General features: G+C 70.0%; 16 protein-coding genes. 4 read left to right on the top strand and 12 right to left on the bottom strand.

What is annotated here, in order from left to right; genetic code table 11:
- Nucleotides 1-114: 114 nt before the first annotated feature.
- A complete protein-coding gene (locus tag OIE53_RS02870; protein ID WP_327025000.1) occupies nucleotides 115-3,732 on the bottom strand; it encodes a M12 family metallo-peptidase in 3,618 nt (1,205 codons plus the stop codon).
- Between the two features lie 562 nt (nucleotides 3,733-4,294).
- Here OIE53_RS02870 and OIE53_RS02865 point away from each other — a divergent pair.
- Nucleotides 4,295-6,163, top strand: a complete 1,869-nt coding sequence (locus tag OIE53_RS02865; RefSeq protein ID WP_327024999.1) for a S8 family peptidase — start codon at nucleotides 4,295-4,297, stop codon at nucleotides 6,161-6,163.
- Nucleotides 6,164-6,258: 95 nt separating this feature from the next.
- Here the strand turns inward: OIE53_RS02865 and OIE53_RS02860 are convergent, their stop codons facing one another.
- The 8 genes from OIE53_RS02860 to OIE53_RS02825 form a co-directional block, all read right to left on the bottom strand.
- Nucleotides 6,259-6,681 (bottom strand): metal-sulfur cluster assembly factor, encoded by a 423-nt coding sequence (locus tag OIE53_RS02860; RefSeq protein WP_327024998.1) that lies wholly within the window; start codon nucleotides 6,679-6,681, stop codon nucleotides 6,259-6,261.
- Entirely contained in the window at nucleotides 6,678-7,154 is a 477-nt protein-coding gene (gene sufU, locus OIE53_RS02855) for a Fe-S cluster assembly sulfur transfer protein SufU (protein ID WP_327024997.1), read from the bottom strand. Before sufU ends, OIE53_RS02860 begins: the two co-directional genes overlap by 4 nt.
- Nucleotides 7,154-8,458 carry a cysteine desulfurase gene (locus OIE53_RS02850; RefSeq protein WP_327024996.1) on the bottom strand — a complete coding sequence of 435 codons (1,305 nt, stop codon included), beginning with the start codon at nucleotides 8,456-8,458 and terminating at the stop codon, nucleotides 7,154-7,156. Before OIE53_RS02850 ends, sufU begins: the two co-directional genes overlap by 1 nt.
- Nucleotides 8,459-8,484: 26 nt before the next feature.
- Complete coding sequence (gene sufC, locus OIE53_RS02845) at nucleotides 8,485-9,258, bottom strand: Fe-S cluster assembly ATPase SufC (protein WP_327024995.1); 774 nt, start codon at nucleotides 9,256-9,258, stop codon at nucleotides 8,485-8,487.
- Nucleotides 9,258-9,602 carry a non-heme iron oxygenase ferredoxin subunit gene (locus tag OIE53_RS02840; protein ID WP_327024994.1) on the bottom strand — a complete coding sequence of 115 codons (345 nt, stop codon included), beginning with the start codon at nucleotides 9,600-9,602 and terminating at the stop codon, nucleotides 9,258-9,260. Before OIE53_RS02840 ends, sufC begins: the two co-directional genes overlap by 1 nt.
- Nucleotides 9,602-10,744, bottom strand: coding sequence for a Fe-S cluster assembly protein SufD (sufD, locus tag OIE53_RS02835; protein WP_327024993.1), 1,143 nt, complete (start codon nucleotides 10,742-10,744; stop codon nucleotides 9,602-9,604). Before sufD ends, OIE53_RS02840 begins: the two co-directional genes overlap by 1 nt.
- 77 nt (nucleotides 10,745-10,821) lie before the next feature.
- Nucleotides 10,822-12,252, bottom strand: a complete 1,431-nt coding sequence (gene sufB / locus OIE53_RS02830) for a Fe-S cluster assembly protein SufB (protein WP_327024992.1) — start codon at nucleotides 12,250-12,252, stop codon at nucleotides 10,822-10,824.
- Nucleotides 12,249-13,040: a helix-turn-helix transcriptional regulator gene (locus tag OIE53_RS02825; RefSeq protein ID WP_393338218.1), complete on the bottom strand. Its 792-nt coding sequence runs from the start codon at nucleotides 13,038-13,040 to the stop codon at nucleotides 12,249-12,251. Before OIE53_RS02825 ends, sufB begins: the two co-directional genes overlap by 4 nt.
- Before the next feature lie 115 nt (nucleotides 13,041-13,155).
- Between OIE53_RS02825 and OIE53_RS02820 the strand changes: the two genes are divergently transcribed.
- Nucleotides 13,156-14,121 carry a COX15/CtaA family protein gene (locus tag OIE53_RS02820; RefSeq protein WP_442791369.1) on the top strand — a complete coding sequence of 322 codons (966 nt, stop codon included), beginning with the start codon at nucleotides 13,156-13,158 and terminating at the stop codon, nucleotides 14,119-14,121.
- A 138-nt stretch (nucleotides 14,122-14,259) separates the two neighbouring features.
- Here OIE53_RS02820 and OIE53_RS02815 read toward each other — a convergent pair whose 3' ends face one another.
- The 3 genes from OIE53_RS02815 to OIE53_RS02805 form a co-directional block, all read right to left on the bottom strand.
- Nucleotides 14,260-15,180, bottom strand: a complete 921-nt coding sequence (locus OIE53_RS02815; protein ID WP_327024990.1) for an ATP-grasp domain-containing protein — start codon at nucleotides 15,178-15,180, stop codon at nucleotides 14,260-14,262.
- A gap of 6 nt (nucleotides 15,181-15,186) precedes the next feature.
- Nucleotides 15,187-15,522 (bottom strand): hypothetical protein, encoded by a 336-nt coding sequence (locus OIE53_RS02810; RefSeq protein WP_327024989.1) that lies wholly within the window; start codon nucleotides 15,520-15,522, stop codon nucleotides 15,187-15,189.
- Between the two features lie 263 nt (nucleotides 15,523-15,785).
- The gene (locus tag OIE53_RS02805; RefSeq protein WP_327024988.1) at nucleotides 15,786-16,742 is read right to left on the bottom strand and encodes a heme o synthase; all 957 of its coding nucleotides are present in this window, start codon (nucleotides 16,740-16,742) and stop codon (nucleotides 15,786-15,788) included.
- Between the two features lie 280 nt (nucleotides 16,743-17,022).
- Between OIE53_RS02805 and tkt the strand changes: the two genes are divergently transcribed.
- Nucleotides 17,023-19,161, top strand: coding sequence for a transketolase (gene tkt / locus OIE53_RS02800; RefSeq protein ID WP_327024987.1), 2,139 nt, complete (start codon nucleotides 17,023-17,025; stop codon nucleotides 19,159-19,161).
- 17 nt (nucleotides 19,162-19,178) lie between these two features.
- On the top strand, nucleotides 19,179-20,324 hold the full coding sequence (gene tal, locus OIE53_RS02795) for a transaldolase (protein ID WP_327024986.1): 1,146 nt from the start codon (nucleotides 19,179-19,181) through the stop codon (nucleotides 20,322-20,324).
- Nucleotides 20,325-20,394: the final 70 nt, after the last annotated feature.

Here is a 20,394-nt window from a genome sequence, read left to right as displayed (position 1 = left end):
GGGTGCCGGCGTGACAGCCCTGGTCTCCTGCCGGACGGGCCGGGGACGCCGACCGGGAAACGGAAAGCGGGAGGACACCTGAGGTGGTGTCCTCCCGCGTCAGTCAACCGTCGGTCAGTGCACCGTGAGGTTGCCGCCGGTCAGGTTGACCTCGCCGGTCCCCGTGCCCGTCCAGTCGGACGAGGAGAGCAGGACACCGCCCTGCCACAGGGTGAGCCCGACGGAGTCGTTGCGCCCGGGGGCGCCCCGGTCGGTCACCGTCACCGCCAGCGTCAGGCCGCTGGCGACCAGCTTGCCCTTGCTGTCGTACAGGCTGGCCTGGTAGCGCAGGTCGGCCCGCTTACCGGCGGAGGTGATCCCACCGCCGGCGACCGTGGTGGCCTTGATCGTGTAGGTCTTGCCACCGGAGCGGAACTCGATGTCGGCCTTGCCGGAGGCGGCCTTCTTGCTCGTGGCCGGCTTGGCGTTCAGCTCCACCGAGACCTTCGAGTTCCGGTCGGCCGGGTAGGCCCCGGCGGACCGACCGGCGGTGAAGTGGCCACCACCGGTGAGGAAGCCGCCGTCGGAGACGGCCACCCGCACCGTGGCGGTGGTGCTGCCGGTGTAGTGGCCGCCGACCGTCGCGGTGACGGTGTGGGTGCCCGCCGGCAGGGTGGCCGTGCAGGCCGCCGAGCCGGTGGTGGTGGCCGTGCCGAGCAACTGCACCGCAGCGGTGCAGAGGGTCGCACCGCTCGCGGTGAAGGTGACCGTGGCGTTGCGCAGGTCGCCGGCGGTGGTGTCGGTCGTCGACGGGAGCACCGAGCTGTCCCGCAGGACGGTCCGCAGCAGCGCGCTGCCGGCGGCACCGTTGGTCACGGTGCTCACCAGGGTGTCCCCGGCCCAGGTGGCCGCCGCGTTCTCCGGGGTCACCCGGATGGTGAACGCGGTGTTGCCGACCAGGCCGGAGCCGTCGGTCACGGTGACGGTGACCGGGTAGTCACCCGGTGCCGCCGCAGTGGTGCCGGTGACCGTCCAGGTGCGGGTGCCGGGTCGGGTGTCCGCACCGGAGGTGGCGCCCACGGTCAGCACCAGACCGGCCGGCAGGCCGGTGGCGGAGGCGGTGAGCGCCGAACCGGCGGTGTCGCCGTCGGTCGCCCGGATCGTCACCGTCGGCGCGAGCGCGTCGCTGTACTGCACGCTGACCCCGCCGGCCGGGGCGTCGTGGGACACCTCGGGCGCAGACCGGATGGTGAACTCGGCGTCGTTGACGGCGAAGAAGACGTTGCCGACCGCCTCGATCTTGATCCGGGCCTTGTCGGTGGCCACGTTCGGCAGGTTCACCGTCGCGGTACCGGTGTTCGGGGTGCTCTCGGCCAGCACGTACGGGAACGTCTCGCCACCGTTGACCGACAGCGTGATCTTCACGTTGCCGGTGTTCACCGGTGCCGCGTCGGTGCCGGCGACGTCCCAGGTCACGGCCTGCGCCGAGCCACCGTCGACGGTGGTGGCGGCGGCCTGCGAGGTGACCAGGAACGGCCCGGCGTCCGGCGCCAGGGTCAGCGCGACGTTGGCGCTGCCGACGCCGCCACCGCCGAGGCGACCGTCGCGGGCGGTGAGCTTGAAGTTCAGCGTACGGTCGTTGTTGAAGCCGACCCAGTCGCGGGTGGGCAGGAACTCCGAGTAGCAGTCCAGGATCTCCGGCGGGACGTTCGAGGCGCTACCGCTGGTCGGCGGGGCCGGAGCGGTCGGGCAGGCACCAGTCTTGGCGTTGGTGTTGCCCACCAGGATCTGCAACATGTCCGGGAAGACCCGGGTGGAGTTCGTGGTCACCGCGTTCTGGCCCGGCGAGTGGTACTTCAGCGCGTCCTCCGGGGACACCCACGCCGGCTCGCCGAAGACCCGGAACAGCGGGCCGTTGGTCTTGGTGTTGTTCATCAGCGCGGTACCGGCGCTGCCGCCCCGGTCGTTCTGCTCCCACAGGTAGGTGAGTGTGTCACCGTCGACGTCGGTGGCGCTGCCGGTGAGGGCGAACGGGGTACGCACCGGGATGGTGACGTTGGCCGGCACGGTGACCACGGGAGCGTGGTTGGCGGTCTGCTCGACCAGGTACCCACCGTTGTCGATGGCACCACCCTTGGCGGTCTCGCCGACGAAGCCGGTGACCTCGTTGAGGTTGGTCAGGGTGAGCGGGGCGACGTTGGTGGCGGCCAGGGCGCCGGTGAAGGTGACCTGGAAGCCGGTGTCGTTGAGCGTGCCGCTGCCACCGAAGGCGGCCACGTTGACCGTGGCCCCCGCCGGCCAACCGGCGATGGACTCGATCGCCGCCTTGATCCCGGCGGTGGTGTAGTTGACCCCGCGCACGATCGGCGCCGAGTCGACGCCACCGTAGTTGACGGTGAACGAGTCGCCGTTGGTGTCGAAGTCGACCAACGACACCGTCTGCACCTCGTTGATGGCCGGCCGGTTCGCGGTCACGAAGTTCGTGATCTCGGTGAAGGTGCGGTGCGACCAGTACGGGTCGGTGTGCGGCTGGAGGTTGTCCTGCCGGCAGATGCCGGCGTACGCCATGATCGACGAACCGCTGCCCGGCTCGTACGAGTTGGCCGCGCTGCGGTTGCCGCCGGAGCAGTTGTGCTGGTTTCCGTTGAAGGTGTGGTTGCCGGCGAACTGGTGACCGATCTCGTGTGCCACGTAGTCGACCGCGAAGTAGTCACCGACCGGGTTCGGCAGACCGGTGCAGCCACGGGCCTTGCCGTCGCCGCCGACCACGCCGAGACCGGCGATGCCGCCGCCGCTGAGGCCGAGGCCGATGTGGCCGACGTCGTAATTACTGGCGCCGATGATCTGGCCGAGCACGATCCGGTTGCGGTTCAGCAGGCCGCCGCTGCACCCGGCGACCTGGGCCGGGGTGTAGCACGGCGCCGAGCCGCACGGGCCGTTCGGCTCGGTGGCCAGGGCCGGGGTGTTCAGGTTGGTCTTGTCAGTGTCGTTGACCAGGACGAGCCGGATGGCGGTCTCGTCCTCGTAGATCTGGTTCACCCGGTTGATCAACGTCACCTTCGCCGCGGTCACGTTCTCCGCACCGAAGTAGTTGGCGTACGTCGGGTCGGTGACGAACGCGAGGCGGTAGGTGCGCAGGTTCACTCGCGGGCCGGCCACCGGCTCGTCGAGCGCCTCGTGGATCTCGTCGTGCAGGGCGTGGGCCGCCGTCTCGACGTCCTCCCGCTCGACGAAGTCGCCGTGCCGGTCCTCCAGGTCCCGGGCGAAGTAGCTCGCGTACAGGCTCTGGTCGCGCTCGTAGAAGGGGTCGATGTACCAGGCACCGTCGGCCGAGCGGATCGACGCGTGGAAGCCGAGCGGGGTGAGGTCCGCCCGGATCGTCGCGGTCGGGTCGTCCAGGCCCTTACCCGCGTACGTGGTGATCTCCGGATGCTTGGCGGCCAGGCCGGCCTCCATCACCGGCGACTTGACCAGCTCGAAGCGCTGGAAGGTGCCATCCGGCGCGGGCAGTGACACCACCTTCTTGAGCTGGCGCAACGCCCGGCGGTTCTCCGTCGGGGCCTGGTCCAGCACGCCCTTGATGCCGGCACGGTCGAGAGTGTAGGCACTGAGCCGGTTCGCCTTGATCGCGGCCGCCCGGCCGGACTTGGTGGCCGCGGGCTTGCCGTCGACCTTCCGCCACGGTCCCTCGGCAGAGGGTGCTGCGGAAGCGGGCGCCGGTGCCGCCAGGACCGGCAGCAACGCCGCGGTCATCACGGTTGCCAGGAATGCGGCCAGGCGACCACGACGTGGCCGGCCGTGGGTCGACCGACCACCCGTTGGGTGGGTGAGGAGGGTCCTCAAGTCAGCTCCCTGTTGATGGAGGGGTGAGACCGGTCACGCCCGCCCGGGTCCACGGGACAGGCGTGAATGATCTACGGATCTGACAGCACCCTAAGCGGACAGCGAGAGTCAAACATCCCCTGAACAGGGCAGAAACTGGCCGCCAGTCCACCTGCTACCCGCCGGGCCGCAGCATCGGGAGCGGACCACCCTATGTGGAGCCTCCGCGTCGACCAGCTTCGACGCAAGACCAAAACGCTTGCATCGCGTAAACCTTTCGGACGGCGATGGAAATCGCCGTGATTTCTATCGTGTTAACGGCTGCCGACCGGAGATCCTGGATGACAACCGACCCAGAGTACGGGATAGGCAAGCTAAATCACATATCTAAATCTCTAGATGTTTTGGCCTTAGCATCCATGTCAGCCAGTTCCACAGTCACCGGTGGGCCTGTCACAAACAGGCTGGCCGTGCATCGGAAAGGAGGCGGGAGATGATCTTCTCCCGGCCACCACGGCGCCTCGGGCGCCTCGGACTCACCGCTACCGCGGCGCTCACCACCCTGGCGTTCGCCGCACCAGCAAACGCCGAACCGGCACAGGGTCGGATCATGCACGCCGACGACCGAAGCGCCGTCGCCGGCTCGTACATCGTCGTGCTGAAGGACAGTGCGGTCAGCCGGGCACAGGTCGGGGTGACCGCAAAGTCCCTCGCAGACAAGCACGGCGGCAGCGTCGCCCGCACCTACCGCGACGCGCTGCGCGGCTTCGAGGTGCGGCTGTCCGAGCGGGCCGCCAAGCGGCTGGCCGCCAACCCCTCCGTCGAGTACGTCCAGCAGAACCGCACCGTATCGATCGCCGGCACCCAGTCCCCCACCCCCTCCTGGGGTCTGGACCGCGTCGACCAACGGGCCCTGCCGCTGAACAACAGCTTCACCTACCCCAACGACGGCACCGGTGTCACCGCGTACATCATCGACACCGGAATCCGGTTCTCCCACTCCGACTTCGGCGGGCGGGCGGTCACCGGATTCGACGCCATCGACGGCGGCAGTGCCGACGACGGCAACGGGCACGGCACCCACGTGGCCGGCACGGTCGGCGGCACCGCGTACGGAGTGGCCAAGGGAGTCACCCTGGTCGGCGTACGCGTCCTGGACAACAGCGGCGGCGGCACCTACGCGCAGGTGATCGCCGGCATCGACTGGGTCACCGCAGACCACCAGCCGGGCGAGCCCGCGGTGGCCAACATGAGCCTCGGCGGCGGCTACGACCAGGCCACCAACGACGCGGTCAACCGTTCCATCGCCGACGGCGTGGTCTACTCCATCGCGGCCGGCAACAGCAGCGCCAACGCCTGCAACTACTCGCCGGCCAGCACCCCGGCCGCGATCACCGTCGGCGCCACCACAAACACCGACGCCCGCGCCAGCTACTCCAACTTCGGCACCTGCCTGGACATCTTCGCCCCGGGCAGCAGCATCACCTCGGCCTGGATCGGCAGCGACACCGCGACCAACACCATCAACGGCACCTCGATGGCGGCCCCACACGTCGCCGGGGCGGCGGCCCTGGCGTTGGCCGCCAACCCCGGCTACACCCCGCAGCAGATCCGCGACCTGCTGGTCAACGACGCCACCAACAACGTGGTGACCAACCCCGGCACCGGCTCACCGAACAAGCTGCTCTACACCGGCAACATCGTGCCGCCCACCCAGGACTTCGGCCTCACGCTCACCCCGGGTGCCGGCGCCGTCGCCCCGGGCGGGTCGACCACGGTCACGGTCAACACCACCACCACGGTCGGTACGCCGCACAGCGTCGCGCTGAGCGTCAGCGGCCTGCCGGCCGGGGTGACCGCCGGCTTCAGCCCAGCCGCCGTCACCTCCGGTGGCACCGCCACGCTGACCCTGAGCACCGCCGCCACGACCGTGCCCGGTCTCTACACGCTGACCGTGGTCGGCACCGGACCGGAGACCTCGCAGGGCGCCACCTTCGCCCTCACCGTGAACGGTCCGCCCGGCTGCACCCAGACCAATGCCACCGACCACCCGATCAACGACAACGCCACAATCGAGAGCACCGTCGTGATCCACGGATGCGGACGCAACGCCAGCGCCACCAGCATCGTCGAGGTACGCATCTACCACACCTGGATCGGTGACCTGACCGTGTCGCTCATCGCCCCGGACGGCACCGCGTACGTGCTGCACAACCGCACCGGCAGCAGCGCCGACAACATCTTCCAGACCTACACCCGGAACCTGTCCGGCAAGGCCGCCAACGGTGCCTGGAAGCTGCGGGTCCAGGATTCCGCCTCCCTGGACACCGGCTACCTGGACAGCTGGGGGTTGACCCTGTGACCTGACCCGACGCCGTGTCCGCGACTGACCTGCGGACAGCACAGCGCCCGGAAATCCGGCCATCAGCCGGCTCTCCGGGCGCTGGTGCGTACGCGTCAGACGTTGAAGCCGAGGGAACGGAGCTGGTCCCGACCCTCGTCGGTGATCTTGTCCGGTCCCCACGGCGGCAGCCAGACCCAGTTGATCCGGATGTCGTTGACCAGACCCCCACCCGGGCCGGTGGTCAGCGCCTGGCGGGCCTGGTCCTCGATCACATCGGTCAGCGGGCAGGCCGCCGAGGTCAGGGTCATGTCCAGGGTGGCCACGTTCTCGTCGTCGACATGCACCCCGTACACCAGGCCGAGGTCGACCACGTTGATGCCCAACTCCGGGTCGACGACGTCCTTCATGGCCTCCTCGACGTCGGCGACGGCGGCCTTGCCGCGCGCTGCCGGCGTCGCCGCACCGTCGGCGGCGGGCGTCGCCGCGGGGTCGGTCGCCACGGCGCCCGACTCCGGCGTGCTGGTTTCCTCGGTCATGCCTTCACCTCCGTCGGGCTCGCGCCCACACCGGCGCGTGCCGCGGCGTCCTTGAACGCCATCCACGGCAACAACGCGCACTTGACCCGGGCGGGATAGCGGGCTACGCCCTCGAACGCCACCCCGTCGCCGAGCACCTCCTCGTCCGGCGTGACCTGGCCACGGCCGGACATCAGCGCCACGAACGCCTCGTGCACCTGGAATGCCGCCCCCGCCTCCCGGCCGGTCAGCAACTCGTGCAGCACGCTCGCGGACGCCTGGCTGATCGAACAGCCCATCCCGTCGTACGACACGTCGTGCAGCACCTCGCCGTCGGTGGCCACCCGGACGGTCACCTCGTCACCACAGGTGGGGTTGACGTGGTGCGCCTCGGCCACCCGGTCGGTCGGGTCGGCGGCATCGCGCAGCCCTCGCCCCTGCGGGTGCTTGTAGTGATCCAGGATGATCTCCTGGTAGAGCGATTCAAGCTGCATCAGCCGAATACCTTCCGCACCTGCTCCAGGCCCGCCACCAGGGCGTCGATCTCCTCCGTGGTGGTGTAGAGGTAGAACGAGGCCCGGGTCATCGCCGGCACCCCGAACCGGGTGCAGACCGGCCGGGCACAGTGGTGACCCACCCGCACCTGCACCCCCAGGGAGTCGAGCACCTGCCCCACGTCGTGCGGATGCACGTCGCCGAGGGCGAAGGAGATCGTGCCACCCCGGCCCACCGGCACCTCCGGGCCGAAGATCCGCAGGCCGGGCACGCTACCCAGAGCATCCAGGGCGTACGCGGTCAACTGCTTCTCGTGCCACTGGATGGCCCGCATGTCCAGCGCGGTGAGGTAGTCCACGGCCGCGCCCAGGGCGACCGCCTCGGCGATCGGCGGGGTGCCCGCCTCGAACCGGGTCGGCGGCGCGGCGAAGGTCGAACCGGCCAGGCTCACCGTCTCGATCATCGAGCCGCCGCCGAGCACCGGCGGCATCGCGGCGAGCAGTTCCCCCCGCCCCCACAGCACCCCGATGCCGGTCGGACCGCACATCTTGTGCCCGGTGAAGACGATGAAGTCCGCGTCCAGGTCGACCACGTCGATCGGCATGTGCGGCACGGACTGCGAGCAGTCCCACAGCAGCAGCGCGCCGACCTCACGCACCCGGGCGGTGATCCGCGCGGTGGCGTTGACCGTGCCGAGGATGTTGGACATGTGCACCAGCGAGACGATCTTCGTCCGCTCGGTGACCAGCTCCGTCAACCCCGACTCGTCCAGCCGGCCCTGCTCGGTGACCGGGAACCAGCGCAGGGTCGCGCCGGTGCGCTCGGCCAGCAACTGCCACGGCACGATGTTCGAGTGGTGCTCCATCTCGGAGATGACGATCTCGTCACCGGGTCCGAGCCGGAACCGCTCGTCCGCGTCCGCGCGCAGCGAGGCGTTGGAGAAGGCGTACGCCACGATGTTGATCGCCTCGGTGGAGTTCTTGGTGAACACCACCTCGTCGACGCTCGGCGCGTTGATGAAGCCGGCCACCTTCGCCCGCGCCGCCTCGTACCCCTCGGTTGCCTCGGTGCCCAGGGTGTGCACCGACCGGGACACGTTGGCGTTGTGCCGCTCGTAGTGCTCACGCAGGGCATCGAGCACCTGGCGGGGCTTGTGCGAGGTGTTGGCGCTGTCCAGGTAGACCAGCGGGTGGCCGTTGACCTGCCGCCCCAGGATCGGGAAGTCGGCGCGTACCGCCGCCACGTCGTAGCGCGGCAGGTCGTCGTACTGCGGCATCCCCGGCGGGATCGCGATGGTGGTCATCGTCGTGACCAGCCTTTCCTTGGGACTCAGGCCCGCGCCGAACCGGCCCCGGCCGCGTACCGCTCGTAGCCTTCTTCCTCGAGCTTGTCGGCCAGCTCCGGGCCACCCTGCTCGACGATCCGGCCGGCCACGAAGACGTGCACGAAGTCCGGCTTGATGTAGCGCAGGATCCGGGTGTAGTGGGTGATCAGCAGCAGGCCGGTGTCACCGGTGTCACGCACCCGGTTCACCCCCTCGCTGACCACCCGCAGGGCGTCCACGTCCAGGCCGGAGTCGGTCTCGTCGAGGATGGCGATCTTCGGCTTGAGCAGCTCCAGCTGCACGATCTCGTGCCGCTTCTTCTCGCCGCCGGAGAAGCCCTCGTTGACGTTGCGCTGGGCGAAGGCCGTGTCCATGTGCAGCCGCTCCATCGCGCCGCGCAGCTCGGCACCCCAGGTACGCAGCTTCGGCGCCTCGCCGTCGATCGCGGTCTTGGCGGTACGCAGGAAGTTGGCCACGGAGACGCCCGGCACCTCCACCGGGTACTGCATGGCCAGGAAGAGACCGGCCCGGGCCCGCTCGTCGACGGAGAGTTCCAGCACGTCGACACCGTCGAGGGTCACCGAACCGCCGGTGATCTCGTACTTCGGGTGCCCGGCGATCGAGTACGCCAGGGTCGACTTGCCGGAGCCGTTCGGGCCCATGATGGCGTGGGTCTCGCCGGAGCGGACGGTCAGGTCGACACCGGCCAGGATCGGCTTGAGCTCACCCTCGGGCAGCTTGACCGACACCTGCAGGTCACGGATCTCCAGGGTGCTCATTATCGGGTCACTCCATTGCTCGGCTGCGGGCGGCCGTCGTCGCCCACGGGAAGGTAGATGTCGCCGTCGCGGACTTCGACGGGGTAGACAGGAACGGGTTCGGTCGCGGGCAGGCCGGTCGGCTCGCCGGTACGCAGATCGAAGCGGGAGCCGTGCAGCCAGCACTCCAGCGTGCAGCCGGACACCTCGCCCTCGGAGAGGGCCACGGCGGCGTGCGAGCACTCGTCGTGCACGGCGTAGAACCGGTCGTCCTCACCGTGCACCAGAGCAATCTGGGTGCCCTCGACGTCGGCGCTGATCGCGGTGCCCTTCGGCAGATCCTCGACCGCACAGATCCGGATCATCAGGCGCCCGCCTTGGCCAGCCGCGCCTCGATGGCCTCCCCCAGCCGCTCGCGCAGCTCCTCGACCGGGATCTTGTTCAGCAGCTCGGCGAAGAAGCCCCGCACCACCAGGCGGCGGGCCTCGGCCTCCGGGATGCCCCGGGCCATCAGGTAGAACAGCTGCTCGTCGTCGAAACGGCCGGTGGCGCTGGCGTGGCCGGCGCCGGCGATCTCGCCGGTCTCGATCTCCAGGTTCGGTACGGAGTCCGCCCGGGCACCGTCGCTGAGCAGCAGGTTCCGGTTGATCTCGTATGTGTCGGTGCCGGTGGCCTCGGCCCGGATCAGCACGTCACCCACCCAGACCGTACGGGCGCTGTCACCCTGCAACGCGCCCCGGTAGCCGACGTAGCTGCGGCAGTCCGGCACGGTGTGGTCGACCAGCTGACGGTGCTCCAGGTGCTGGCCGGAGTCGGCGAAGTAGACCCCGTACAGCTCGGCCTCGCCACCCCGGTCGGTGTACTCCACCGTGGTGTACTGCCGGACCAGGTCACCGCCGAGGGTCACCTGCACGTGCAGCACCCGGGCGTCGCGGCCCAGCTTCACCTTCAGGTGCTGGGCCTGCACGGCGTCGTCGGCCCAGTCGGCGACCGTGACCAGGGTCAGCTTCGCCCCGTCCCCGACGGTCACCTCGACGTTGTCGGCCAGGGTCGCCGAGCCCACGTGCTCCAGCACCAGGATCGCCTCGGCGAACCGGCCCACCTCGACGAAGGTGTGCCCGAAGGCCACCCCCTCGCTGCCCTCGCCGACCACCCGCAGCAGGGCCGGACCGCTGATCACCGCGTCCTGGGCCACCCGCACCAGCAGAGCCTGCTCGAAGCCGCCATAGGCCAGCGCGCTGACCCGGTCGACGGGGGTCAGCACGCTACCGACCCGCTGGTCGTCGCGGCTGATCCGCTCCACCGTCACGCCCTCGGGCAGGTCGGCGTACTCGTGCCGGACCGTGCCGGTGGCGACCCGGTCGTCACCGACCAGAGCGCGCAGCCGCTTGAGCGGGGTGAAACGCCACTCCTCCTCCAGGCCGGTCAGGGCCGGGAAGTCGGCGACGTCGTACGAGCGCAGCGCCTGCGACTTGGTGGTCGGCGGCGCGGAAGCCTGGATAGTCATCTCGTCCTTGGTCTGTTCTTGCGACGACGGTGAAGGTGCTGGGATGGCGGGCCGGAGGTACCGGCCCGCCGGGCGGGTCAGCCGACCGCGCCCTCCATCTGCAGCTCGATCAGGCGGTTGAGCTCCAGGGCGTACTCCATCGGCAGTTCCTTGGCGATCGGCTCGATGAAGCCACGCACGATCATCGCCATCGCCTCGTCCTCGCTCAGACCCCGGCTCATCAGGTAGAAGAGCTGGTCCTCGCTGACCTTGGAGACGGTGGCCTCGTGCCCCATCGAGACGTCGTCCTCACGGATGTCGACGTACGGGTAGGTGTCCGAGCGGGAGATGGTGTCCACCAGCAGGGCGTCGCACTTGACCGTGCTGGCGCTGCTGTGCGAACCCTCCAGCACCTGCACCAGGCCCCGGTACGAGGTCCGGCCGCCGCCCCGGGCGATCGACTTGGACACGATGGTGCTGCTGGTGTGCGGCGCCGCGTGCACCATCTTGGCCCCGGCGTCCTGGTGCTGCCCCTCGCCGGCCATGGCCACCGAGAGCACCTCGCCCTTGGCGTGCTCGCCGGTCATGTAGACCGCCGGGTACTTCATGGTCACCTTGGAGCCGATGTTGCCGTCGATCCACTCCATGGTCGCGCCCTCGTGGCACACCGCGCGCTTGGTGACCAGGTTGTAGACGTTGTTCGACCAGTTCTGGATGGTGGTGTAGCGGCACCGGGCGTTCTTCTTGACGATGATCTCGACGACCGCGCTGTGCAGCGAGTCCGAGGAGTAGATCGGGGCGGTGCAGCCCTCGACGTAGTGCACGTAGGCACCCTCGTCGACGATGATCAGGGTCCGCTCGAACTGGCCCATGTTCTCGGTGTTGATCCGGAAGTAGGCCTGCAGCGGGATCTCCACCTGCACGCCCTTCGGCACGTAGATGAACGAGCCGCCGGACCACACGGAGGTGTTCAGGGCGGCGAACTTGTTGTCGCCGACCGGGATCACCGTGCCGAAGTACTCCTTGAAGATGTCCTCGTGCTCCTTGAGGGCGGTGTCGGTGTCCAGGAAGACGACACCCTGCTCCTCCAGGTCCTCACGGATCTTGTGGTAGACCACCTCGGACTCGTACTGCGCCGCGACCCCGGCGACCAGCCGCTGCTTCTCCGCCTCCGGGATGCCCAGCTTGTCGTAGGTGTTCTTGATGTCCTCGGGCAGGTCCTCCCAGCTGGTGGCCTGCTTCTCGGTGGACCGGACGAAGTACTTGATGTTGTCGAAGTCGATCCCGGTGAGGTCGGCGCCCCAGGCCGGCATGGGCTTGCGCTCGAACAGCCGCAGGCCCTTCAGCCGCAGGTCGAGCATCCAGGCCGGCTCGTTCTTCTTGGCCGAGATGTCCCGCACCACCGCCTCGTTGAGACCACGCTGGGCCGCAGCCCCGGCGACGTCCGGGTCGGCCCAGCCGTATTCGTAGTTGCCCAGGGCGGCTAGCTGCTCCTCCTGGGTCAGGGGCTGGACGATCTGCTCGGTCATCTATCTGTCCTCACAGTGGTGACGGTCATACCGGACTGGGCAGGCGGCGAACCGGGAATGTGCGTGGTGCACACCCCGTCACCGTGCGCGATGGTGGCCAGGCGTTGCACGTGCGTGCCGACCAGGCGGGAGATCACCGTGGTCTCGACCTCGCACAGCGCGGGAAACTCGGCGGCCACGTGTGCCACCGGGCAGTGGTGCTGGCAGAGCTGGCCGCCGGAGGCGATCGTGGACGCACTGGCAGCGTAACCCTCGGCCGTCAGCGCGGCGGCGAGTGCCTCCGCGCGGGCCATCGGGTCGTCCCCGGCGTCGGCCAGGGCCGCCCGGCAGCGGGCCTCCAGGGCGGCCACCTGCTCGGCGGCGAACTGCTCCACCGCCTCCGGTCCCCCGGTACGCGCGATCCAGCGCAGCGCGGCGGTGGCCATGTTGTCGTAGTGGTGGGTGCCACAGCGGCTACGGGCGGCGTCCGTCAGCAGGAAGACCTTGGCCGGTCGGCCCCGTCCCCGGTGACCGCGTACGGTCTGCTCGCGGGCGATCACGTCGCCGTCGGCGAGCATCGCGTCGAGGTGCCGGCGGATCGCCGCCGGGCTGAGCCCCAGCGCGCCGCCCAGTTGGGCCGCGGTGGCGGCACGGCGCTCCAGCAGCAGTTGGGTGACCCGGTCGCGGGTCGACAGGTCGGCGCTGGAAGCACCCTCGCCGGCCGGGCGGGCGGAGGCGGGCGGCACCGTACGACCGGCGGCCGAATCGCCCGCCGGCTGGTGCTCAGGGAGCCCTGCCGCCTTTTTCACAACGCCCACGTTACGTAATTCAACCAGGCCCTGCAAACGGGGTACCGGTGATCCGAACCACCGATCGGGCGGAGTCACCCGATCGGGAACAACTACGGTGCGTAGGATTCCCTCCGTGAAGCCACCTGCCCGGTTCTCGGTCTCCACCACGCTGCTCCGCCGCCTGGCGTTCGCCAACATCGTCGCCAACGTGGTGATCGTCGTCACCGGCGGGGCGGTCCGGCTGACCGCCTCGGGCCTCGGCTGCCCCACCTGGCCCAGGTGCACCGATGATTCGTACACCACGACCGCCGAGATGGGCATGCACGGGGTGATCGAATTCGGCAACCGGCTGCTCACCTTCGTCCTGGTAGCGATCGCCGGTGCCACCCTGCTGGCCGTCCTGGCGCACCGCCCGCGTCGAAGGGGCGCGCTATCCCTCGCGCTGGGCGTCGTGCTGGGCATCGTGGCGCAGGCCGTGATCGGCGGCATCACCGTACGCACCCAGCTGCACCCCTCGGTCGTCGGCATCCACTTCGTGGTCTCGATGCTGCTGCTGCTCGTCTCGTACGCCCTGTGGCGGCAGGTACGCGAACCCGAGGGCCCGAAGGTCGCCCTGGTCCCCCCGGCGCTGCGGACCCTGACCTGGATCACGGTCGTGGTCAGCGCGGCGGTGATCATCGTCGGGGTGCTGGTCACCGGCAGCGGCCCGCACGCCGGTGACGCCGACGCGGTCCGCAACGGCCTGGACCCGCAGGCCATCTCCCAGGTGCACGCCGACCTGGTCTTCCTGCTGATCGGCCTGACCGTCGGCCTGTGGCTGGCGCTGCGCGCCCTCGGCGCCCCGGCCGGGGCGGTACGGGCCGCCCGCACCCTGCTGCTGGTCGAGCTGGCCCAGGGCGTGATCGGCTTCGTGCAGTACTTCACCAACCTGCCGGTGCTGCTGGTCGGCGCCCACATGCTCGGCTCCTGCCTGGTCTGGCTGGCCACCCTGTCGGTGCTCTGGTCGATCCGGGAACGTCGCCCGGTCGCCCCCGACCCCACCGCCCCGCACACCCGGACCGGCACACCGACCCAGGCGCCGGTGGCCGCGAGCGCCTGACCCGCCCCAGCGCCGAGCCTCGGCCCAGCGCTGGAACCGCCGCAAGATCACGCTCGATGCCGGATCGAGTGGCTTCGGTCGCGAGGAAGGCCACTCGATCCGGGATCGTGTCAGCGCGGCTCCGCCGCCCGCCCTCTGCTAGGCGGTGCGGGTCAGGTGGAGGCGGATGGCCTCGGCGAGGCGGTCCGGGGCGCCCTCGGCGTAGCCGAGGAACAGGGAGGGCTCGGTCAGCTCCAGCTCCACCAGCACGGGGTCACCCTCCGGGCCGGGGATCAGGTCCACCCGGGCGTAGAGCAGTCGGTCCGACCCGCCGGGCAGCGCGGCCAGGGTCTGCTCCGCCACCGCCAGCTGATCCCCGGTGGCGGTTCGCGGGTCGATCTCCTCGGCCTTGTACAGCCCCTCCGTACCCAGGTCGGGGCCGGTGAGCATCGGCCCCTTGCGGATGGCGTGGCTGAACGCCAGCCCTTGCGGGCCGGCGAAGTAGAGCAGGGCGGTCTCCCCCACGGTGTCCACCGCACTCAGGTACGGCTGGATCATGGTGATCCGGCCCGCAGCGCCGAGCCGACGGACGTGGGCAACGGCCAGTTCCCGGTGCTCCGGATCGGCCAGGTCGTAGCGGCCGGTGTCCTGGCTACCGGCGCTGACCGAGGGCTTGATGACGTACTCGCCGTCGTCGGCGGGGGGTTGCCAGTCCTCGCCGGGCAGCACCCAACCGGTGGGCACGGTGGGCACCCCGGCGGCGGAGAGCTCGTCCAGGTAGCGCTTGTCGGTGTTCCACCGCACCACCTCGGCCGGGTTGGCCAGTCGGGGTACCCCGGCGGCCCAGGCGACGAACTCGGCGTGGCGGGACATGTAGTCCCAGGGTGAGCGGAGCACGACCAGGTCGTATCCGGCCCAGTCGACGGCCGGGTCGTCCCAGACGGCTGGTTCGGCCGTGATGCCGCGCTCGGCCAGCGGGGCGATCACCAGGCGATCGTCCGCTTCGAGGTCGGTGAATTCGGTGCAGGTGACGAGAGCGACCCGGGGTTCCCCCCGGGTCGACTGGTGGTGGTCGGTCAATTTATCTCAACGGGCCATCGTGCGTCGGGCCATCGATCGCCAGAGGTCGTTGCTCGGGCGCATCTGGTCCATCAGTTCCCGCTCCCAGGCGTTCTCCACGGCTACTCCGGCCTGCGCGCAGGCCTCCCGGGCGACGACCGTGTCCTGTGCGAACTGGTCGCCCCACGCACCGTCCGAACCCACCAGGACGATCCGTGCGCCGCGCTTGCCGACGTACTCGATGACCGCCTTCGCCCCGCCGTGTCCGGCGGCGAACGACTTGATGCCCGCGACCAGCCCGTTGGGGGCCGACCCGGAGGCGGTCTGATCAGCCGTCAGCGTCGTATCGGAACCATCTGCCATAACGCGAAGCCTAAGCAGACATGGGGCCGTACGCAGGAGAACCGTAAGCGTTTTGTGATACCGATAACGTCGAGGTTTAAGCAGGCCGGGAGGATTTTTGCCCGTATTTACCCGGACCAAAGCGGCCACAACGACCGGCTAGACCGGGGCGAACGACCCGGATCACCCGAGTTAGTCGATAATCCTGATTGGCCGACAATTCAGACAACCAAACACCGCATCACAGAAGAAGCCTGGCGTTGATCGAGAGCCCGGCTGACGCCTCAGAGGAGGGCGTCGAGGGCGGCGGCGGCGAAGACGATGGTCAGGTAGGTCGTGGACCAGTGGAACAGCCGCATCGGCTTGACCGCCTCGCCCCGCCGGGCCCGGCCGGCAAGCTTGTGCGCCTCGATGATGAAGATCGCGCCCACCACGGCGGTCGGCACCCCGTACACCGGGCTCAGGCCCAGGGCCCAGACGGCCAGCGAGGAGAGCACCGTCAGCCAGGCGAAGAGGATGATCTCGGCGTTCACCCGGCGGACGGAGGCCACCACCGGCAGCATCGGGATGCCGGCGCGGGCGTAGTCGTCCCTGTACTTCATCGCCAGGGGATAGAAGTGCGGCATCTGCCAGAAGAAGACCACCGCGAACAGCCCCCAGGCCACCGGGGACAGGGTGCCGGTCACGGCCGCCCAGCCGATCAGCACCGGGGCGGCTCCACACGCTCCGCCCCAGAAGGTGTTCGCCGCCGTGGTCCGCTTGAGCCACAGGGTGTAGACCAGGTCGTAGTAGACGATCGCGGCCAGGGTCAGCCCGGCGGCCAGCAGGTTGGTGAAGGCCGCCATCAAGACGATCGAGACCACCGCCAGCACCAGACCGAAGATCAGGGCGTTACGCGGCGTCACCGTGTGGGCGGGCAGCGGACGACGCTTGGTCCGCCGCATCACCTGGTCGATGTCGCGGTCGATGTAGCAGTTGAGCACGCTGGCCGCCCCGGCGGCGAGCGAGCCACCGACGAGCACCACCGCCATCAGCCACAGCGAGGGCAGGCCGCCGTGCGCGAGCATCATCGCCGGCACGGTGGTCACCAGCAGCAGCTCGACGATGCGCGGCTTGGTCAGCGACACGTACGCGGCCACCACCGCCCGCACCTCGCGGGAGCGGGCCGGCGACTCCTCCGCCGAGCGCACCGGCGACTCCCCGTCAGGGTTACTGACCGGGCGCTCGGTGATCATGCTCACGGATTGCCACCTTCCAGCGTGGGCAGGGGAGGTCGGGACGGTCGGACCCAGCGGATCGACACACAACCGCCCCACACACTACGCGCTGTCGTTTTGGCTGCCCGGGCGACCCGGCAACGGTGCCAACCGTCACACCGACGGTGGATCCGCGCAGCTGAACCCGACAACCGACCGGAACCGTACAGACCAGCATGTTGAGATCCTCGGGCGCACGTTCAGACACGCTCGATAGGGTCACCAGTGAGGGTTCCGCCCAACTCGCCGAGGAGCACTAACCACCGTGGCTGCCAAACGACCCGAGCACCCCGCACTTGACTGGTCCGACCTCGACCGCCGCGCCGTGGACACCGTCCGCGTGCTGGCCATGGACGCCGTGGAGAAATCCGGCAACGGCCACCCCGGTACGGCGATGAGTCTCGCCCCCGCGGCATACCTGTTGTTCAACCGGGTCATGCGGCACAACCCGGCCGACCCGTCGTGGCCCGGCCGGGACCGCTTCGTGCTGTCCGCCGGCCACTCCAGCCTGACGCTGTACATCCAGCTCTTCCTGGCCGGCTACCCGCTGAGCCTGGACGACCTGAAGTCGCTGCGGCAGTGGGGCTCGCTCACCCCGGGGCACCCCGAGCACGGGCACACCCCGGGTGTGGAGACCACCACCGGCCCGCTCGGGCAGGGCATGGGCAACGCCGTCGGCATGGCCATGGCGGCCCGCCGCGAGCGCGGTCTGTTCGACCCCGAGACCGAGCCCGGTGACTCCGTGTTCGACCACCACATCTGGTGCATCGCCTCCGACGGCGACATCGAGGAGGGCATCAGCCACGAGGCCAGCGCCCTGGCCGGGCACCAGCAGCTGGGCAACCTCTGCGTGATCTACGACGACAACGAGATCTCGATCGAGGACGACACCCGCATCGCGATGAGCGAGGACGTGGCGGCCCGCTACGCGGCGTACGGCTGGCACGTGCAGACGGTCGACTGGCGCAGCGGTGACGCCGACCAGGGCGACTACCACGAGAACGTCGAGGCGCTGTACGCGGCGCTGCTGGCCGCCAAGGCGGAGACCAGCCGCCCCTCGTTCATCGCCCTGCGCACCATCATCGGTTGGCCGGCGCCGAACAAGCAGAACACCGGCAAGATCCACGGCTCGGCGCTGGGTGCCGACGAGGTGGCCGCCACCAAGGAGATCCTCGGCTTCGACCCGGCTGTCTCGTTCGAGGTGGCCGAGGAGGTGCTGGCCCACGCCCGGGGCGCCCTGCGCCGCGGCGAGGCCGCCCAGCAGGAGTGGTCCACCGCCTTCGGCGCCTGGTCCGAGGCCAACCCCGAGCGCCGGGCCCTGTACGACCGACTGGCCGCCCGGGCCCTGCCGGAGGGCTGGACGGAGGTCCTGCCGGAGTTCCCGGCCGACCCCAAGGGGGTGGCCACCCGGGCCGCCTCCGGCAAGGTGCTGGGCGCCCTGGCCCCGGTGCTGCCCGAGCTGTGGGGCGGCTCCGCCGACCTGGCGGAGAGCAACAACACCACGATGAAGGGCGAGCCCTCCTTCGTACCCAGCCAGTACGCCACCAAGGAGTTCCCCGGCCACGAGTACGGCCGCACCCTGCACTTCGGCATCCGTGAGCACGCCATGGGCGCGATCCTCAACGGCATCGCCCTGCACGGCGGCACCCGCCCGTACGGCGGCACCTTCCTGGTGTTCAGCGACTACATGCGGCCCTCGGTGCGGCTGGCAGCGCTGATGAAGCTGCCGGTGGTCTACGTCTGGACCCACGACTCTATCGGTCTCGGCGAGGACGGCCCGACCCACCAGCCGGTGGAGCACCTGACCGCGCTGCGCGCCATCCCCGGTCTGGACGTGGTCCGCCCGGCCGACGCCAACGAGACCACCTGGGCGTGGCGGCAGGCCCTGGAGCACACCGACCGGCCGACCGCCCTGGCGTTGAGCCGTCAGCCGCTGCCGACCCTGGACCGTTCCCAGCTGGCCGGTGCCGAGGGGGTCGCCAAGGGCGGTTACGTGCTGGCCGAGGCCTCCAACGGCAAGCCGCAGGTGATCCTCATCGGCACCGGATCCGAGGTGCAGCTCTGCCTGACCGCCCGGGAGCGCCTGGAGGCCGACGGCACCCCCACCCGGGTGGTGTCGATGCCCTGCCAGGAGTGGTTCTTCGAGCAGGACGAGGCCTACCGGGAGTCCGTGCTGCCGCGCGGGGTAAAGGCCCGGGTGAGCGTGGAGGCGGGCATCGGGATGTCCTGGCGCGGGATCGTCGGCGACTGCGGCGAGAGCGTCAGCCTGGAGCACTACGGCGCCAGCGCCCCGCACTCGGTGCTGTTCGAGCAGTTCGGCTTCACCCCCGACCGGATCGTGGCGGCCGCGCACGCGGCGCTGACCCGGGTCGGGGACATCACCGGTTTCACCACCGGCAACTGAGGGGAGCGTTGGCGCACATGACTACCGACAGGCTGGGTGAGCTTTCCGCCGCGAAGGTGGCGGTCTGGCTCGACGACCTTTCCCGGGTACGACTGTCCTCCGGCGGGCTGGACCAGCTGCGCCGGGAGAAGCACGTGGTCGGGGTGACCACCAACCCGACGATCTTCGCCAAGGCGTTGAGCGACGCCGACACCTACGACGGGCAGCTGCGGGACCTGGCCGTGCGGGGGGTCGACGTCGAGGAGGCGGTCCGCATGCTCACCACGTACGACGTGCGGTGGGCCTGCGACGTGATGCGCCCGGCCTACGACGCCAGCGGCGGGGTCGACGGCCGGGTCTCCATCGAGGTGGACCCGCGGCTGGCCCACGAGGCGGAGCGCACCGTGGCCGAGGCCAAGGCGCTGTGGTGGCTGGTCGACCGGCCGAACCTGTTCATCAAGATCCCGGCGACCGAGGACGGCCTGCCGGCGATCACCGCCACCCTGGCCGAGGGGATCAGCGTCAACGTGACCCTGATCTTCGGGCTGGACCGCTACTCGCAGGTGATGGAGGCCTTCCTCGCCGGCATGGAGCAGGCCAGGGCCAACGGCCACGACCTGTCCAAGATCGGCTCGGTGGCCTCCTTCTTCGTCTCCCGGGTCGACACCGAGGTGGACAAGCGGCTGGAGAAGATCGGCTCGGAGCAGGCCAGGGCCCTGCGCGGCAAGGCCGCCGTGGCCAACGCCCGGCTGGCGTACGAGCGCTACAGCGAGGTCTTCGGCAGCGACCGCTGGCAGGCCCTGGCGGCGGCCGGGGCGCACCCCCAGCGCCCGCTGTGGGCCTCCACCTCGACGAAGAACCCGGACTACCGGGACGTCATCTACGTCGAGGAGCTGATCGCCCCCGGCACGGTCAACACCATGCCGGAGGCGGTCATCCACGCCTACGCCGAGCACGGCGAGACCCAGCCGGACACGGTCACCAACGCCTACGACGACGCCCGGCAGGTCTTCGAGCGGCTGGCCGCGGTCGGCGTCGACATGGCCGACGTGATCGAGGTCCTGGAACGGGAGGGCGTGGAGAAGTTCGAGGCCAGCTGGCAGGAACTGCTCGACGGGGTACGCAAGTCGCTGGTCGCCGCCGCCAAGGGCACCGGCCACCCGGGCGGCGCCGCCCAGGCGTAGGCGCCCCGGTCTCCCCCGCGCCGCCGCCGATGACCGGTGGCGGCGCGGGTGATCCGAGGGCTCACGGTTG

Origin of the sequence: Micromonospora sp. NBC_01739, assembly GCF_035920385.1 — a bacterium.
Lineage (GTDB): Bacteria > Actinomycetota > Actinomycetes > Mycobacteriales > Micromonosporaceae > Micromonospora.
The sequence above is the reverse complement of the archived record's forward strand: the minus strand, read 5'-3'. Positions and strand labels throughout refer to the sequence as shown.

Bases quoted from the DNA above. Each gene is read 5' to 3' on its own strand.
- OIE53_RS02870 (WP_327025000.1), bottom strand. From the start codon at position 3,732: ATGACCGCGGCGTTGCTGCCGGTCCTGGCGGCACCGGCGCCCGCTTCC.
- OIE53_RS02865 (WP_327024999.1), top strand. From the start codon at position 4,295: ATGATCTTCTCCCGGCCACCACGGCGCCTCGGGCGCCTCGGACTCACC.
- OIE53_RS02860 (WP_327024998.1), bottom strand. From the start codon at position 6,681: ATGACCGAGGAAACCAGCACGCCGGAGTCGGGCGCCGTGGCGACCGAC.
- sufU (WP_327024997.1), bottom strand. From the start codon at position 7,154: ATGCAGCTTGAATCGCTCTACCAGGAGATCATCCTGGATCACTACAAG.
- OIE53_RS02850 (WP_327024996.1), bottom strand. From the start codon at position 8,458: ATGACCACCATCGCGATCCCGCCGGGGATGCCGCAGTACGACGACCTG.
- sufC (WP_327024995.1), bottom strand. From the start codon at position 9,258: ATGAGCACCCTGGAGATCCGTGACCTGCAGGTGTCGGTCAAGCTGCCC.
- OIE53_RS02840 (WP_327024994.1), bottom strand. From the start codon at position 9,602: ATGATCCGGATCTGTGCGGTCGAGGATCTGCCGAAGGGCACCGCGATC.
- sufD (WP_327024993.1), bottom strand. From the start codon at position 10,744: ATGACTATCCAGGCTTCCGCGCCGCCGACCACCAAGTCGCAGGCGCTG.
- sufB (WP_327024992.1), bottom strand. From the start codon at position 12,252: ATGACCGAGCAGATCGTCCAGCCCCTGACCCAGGAGGAGCAGCTAGCC.
- OIE53_RS02810 (WP_327024989.1), bottom strand. From the start codon at position 15,522: ATGGCAGATGGTTCCGATACGACGCTGACGGCTGATCAGACCGCCTCC.
- tal (WP_327024986.1), top strand. From the start codon at position 19,179: ATGACTACCGACAGGCTGGGTGAGCTTTCCGCCGCGAAGGTGGCGGTC.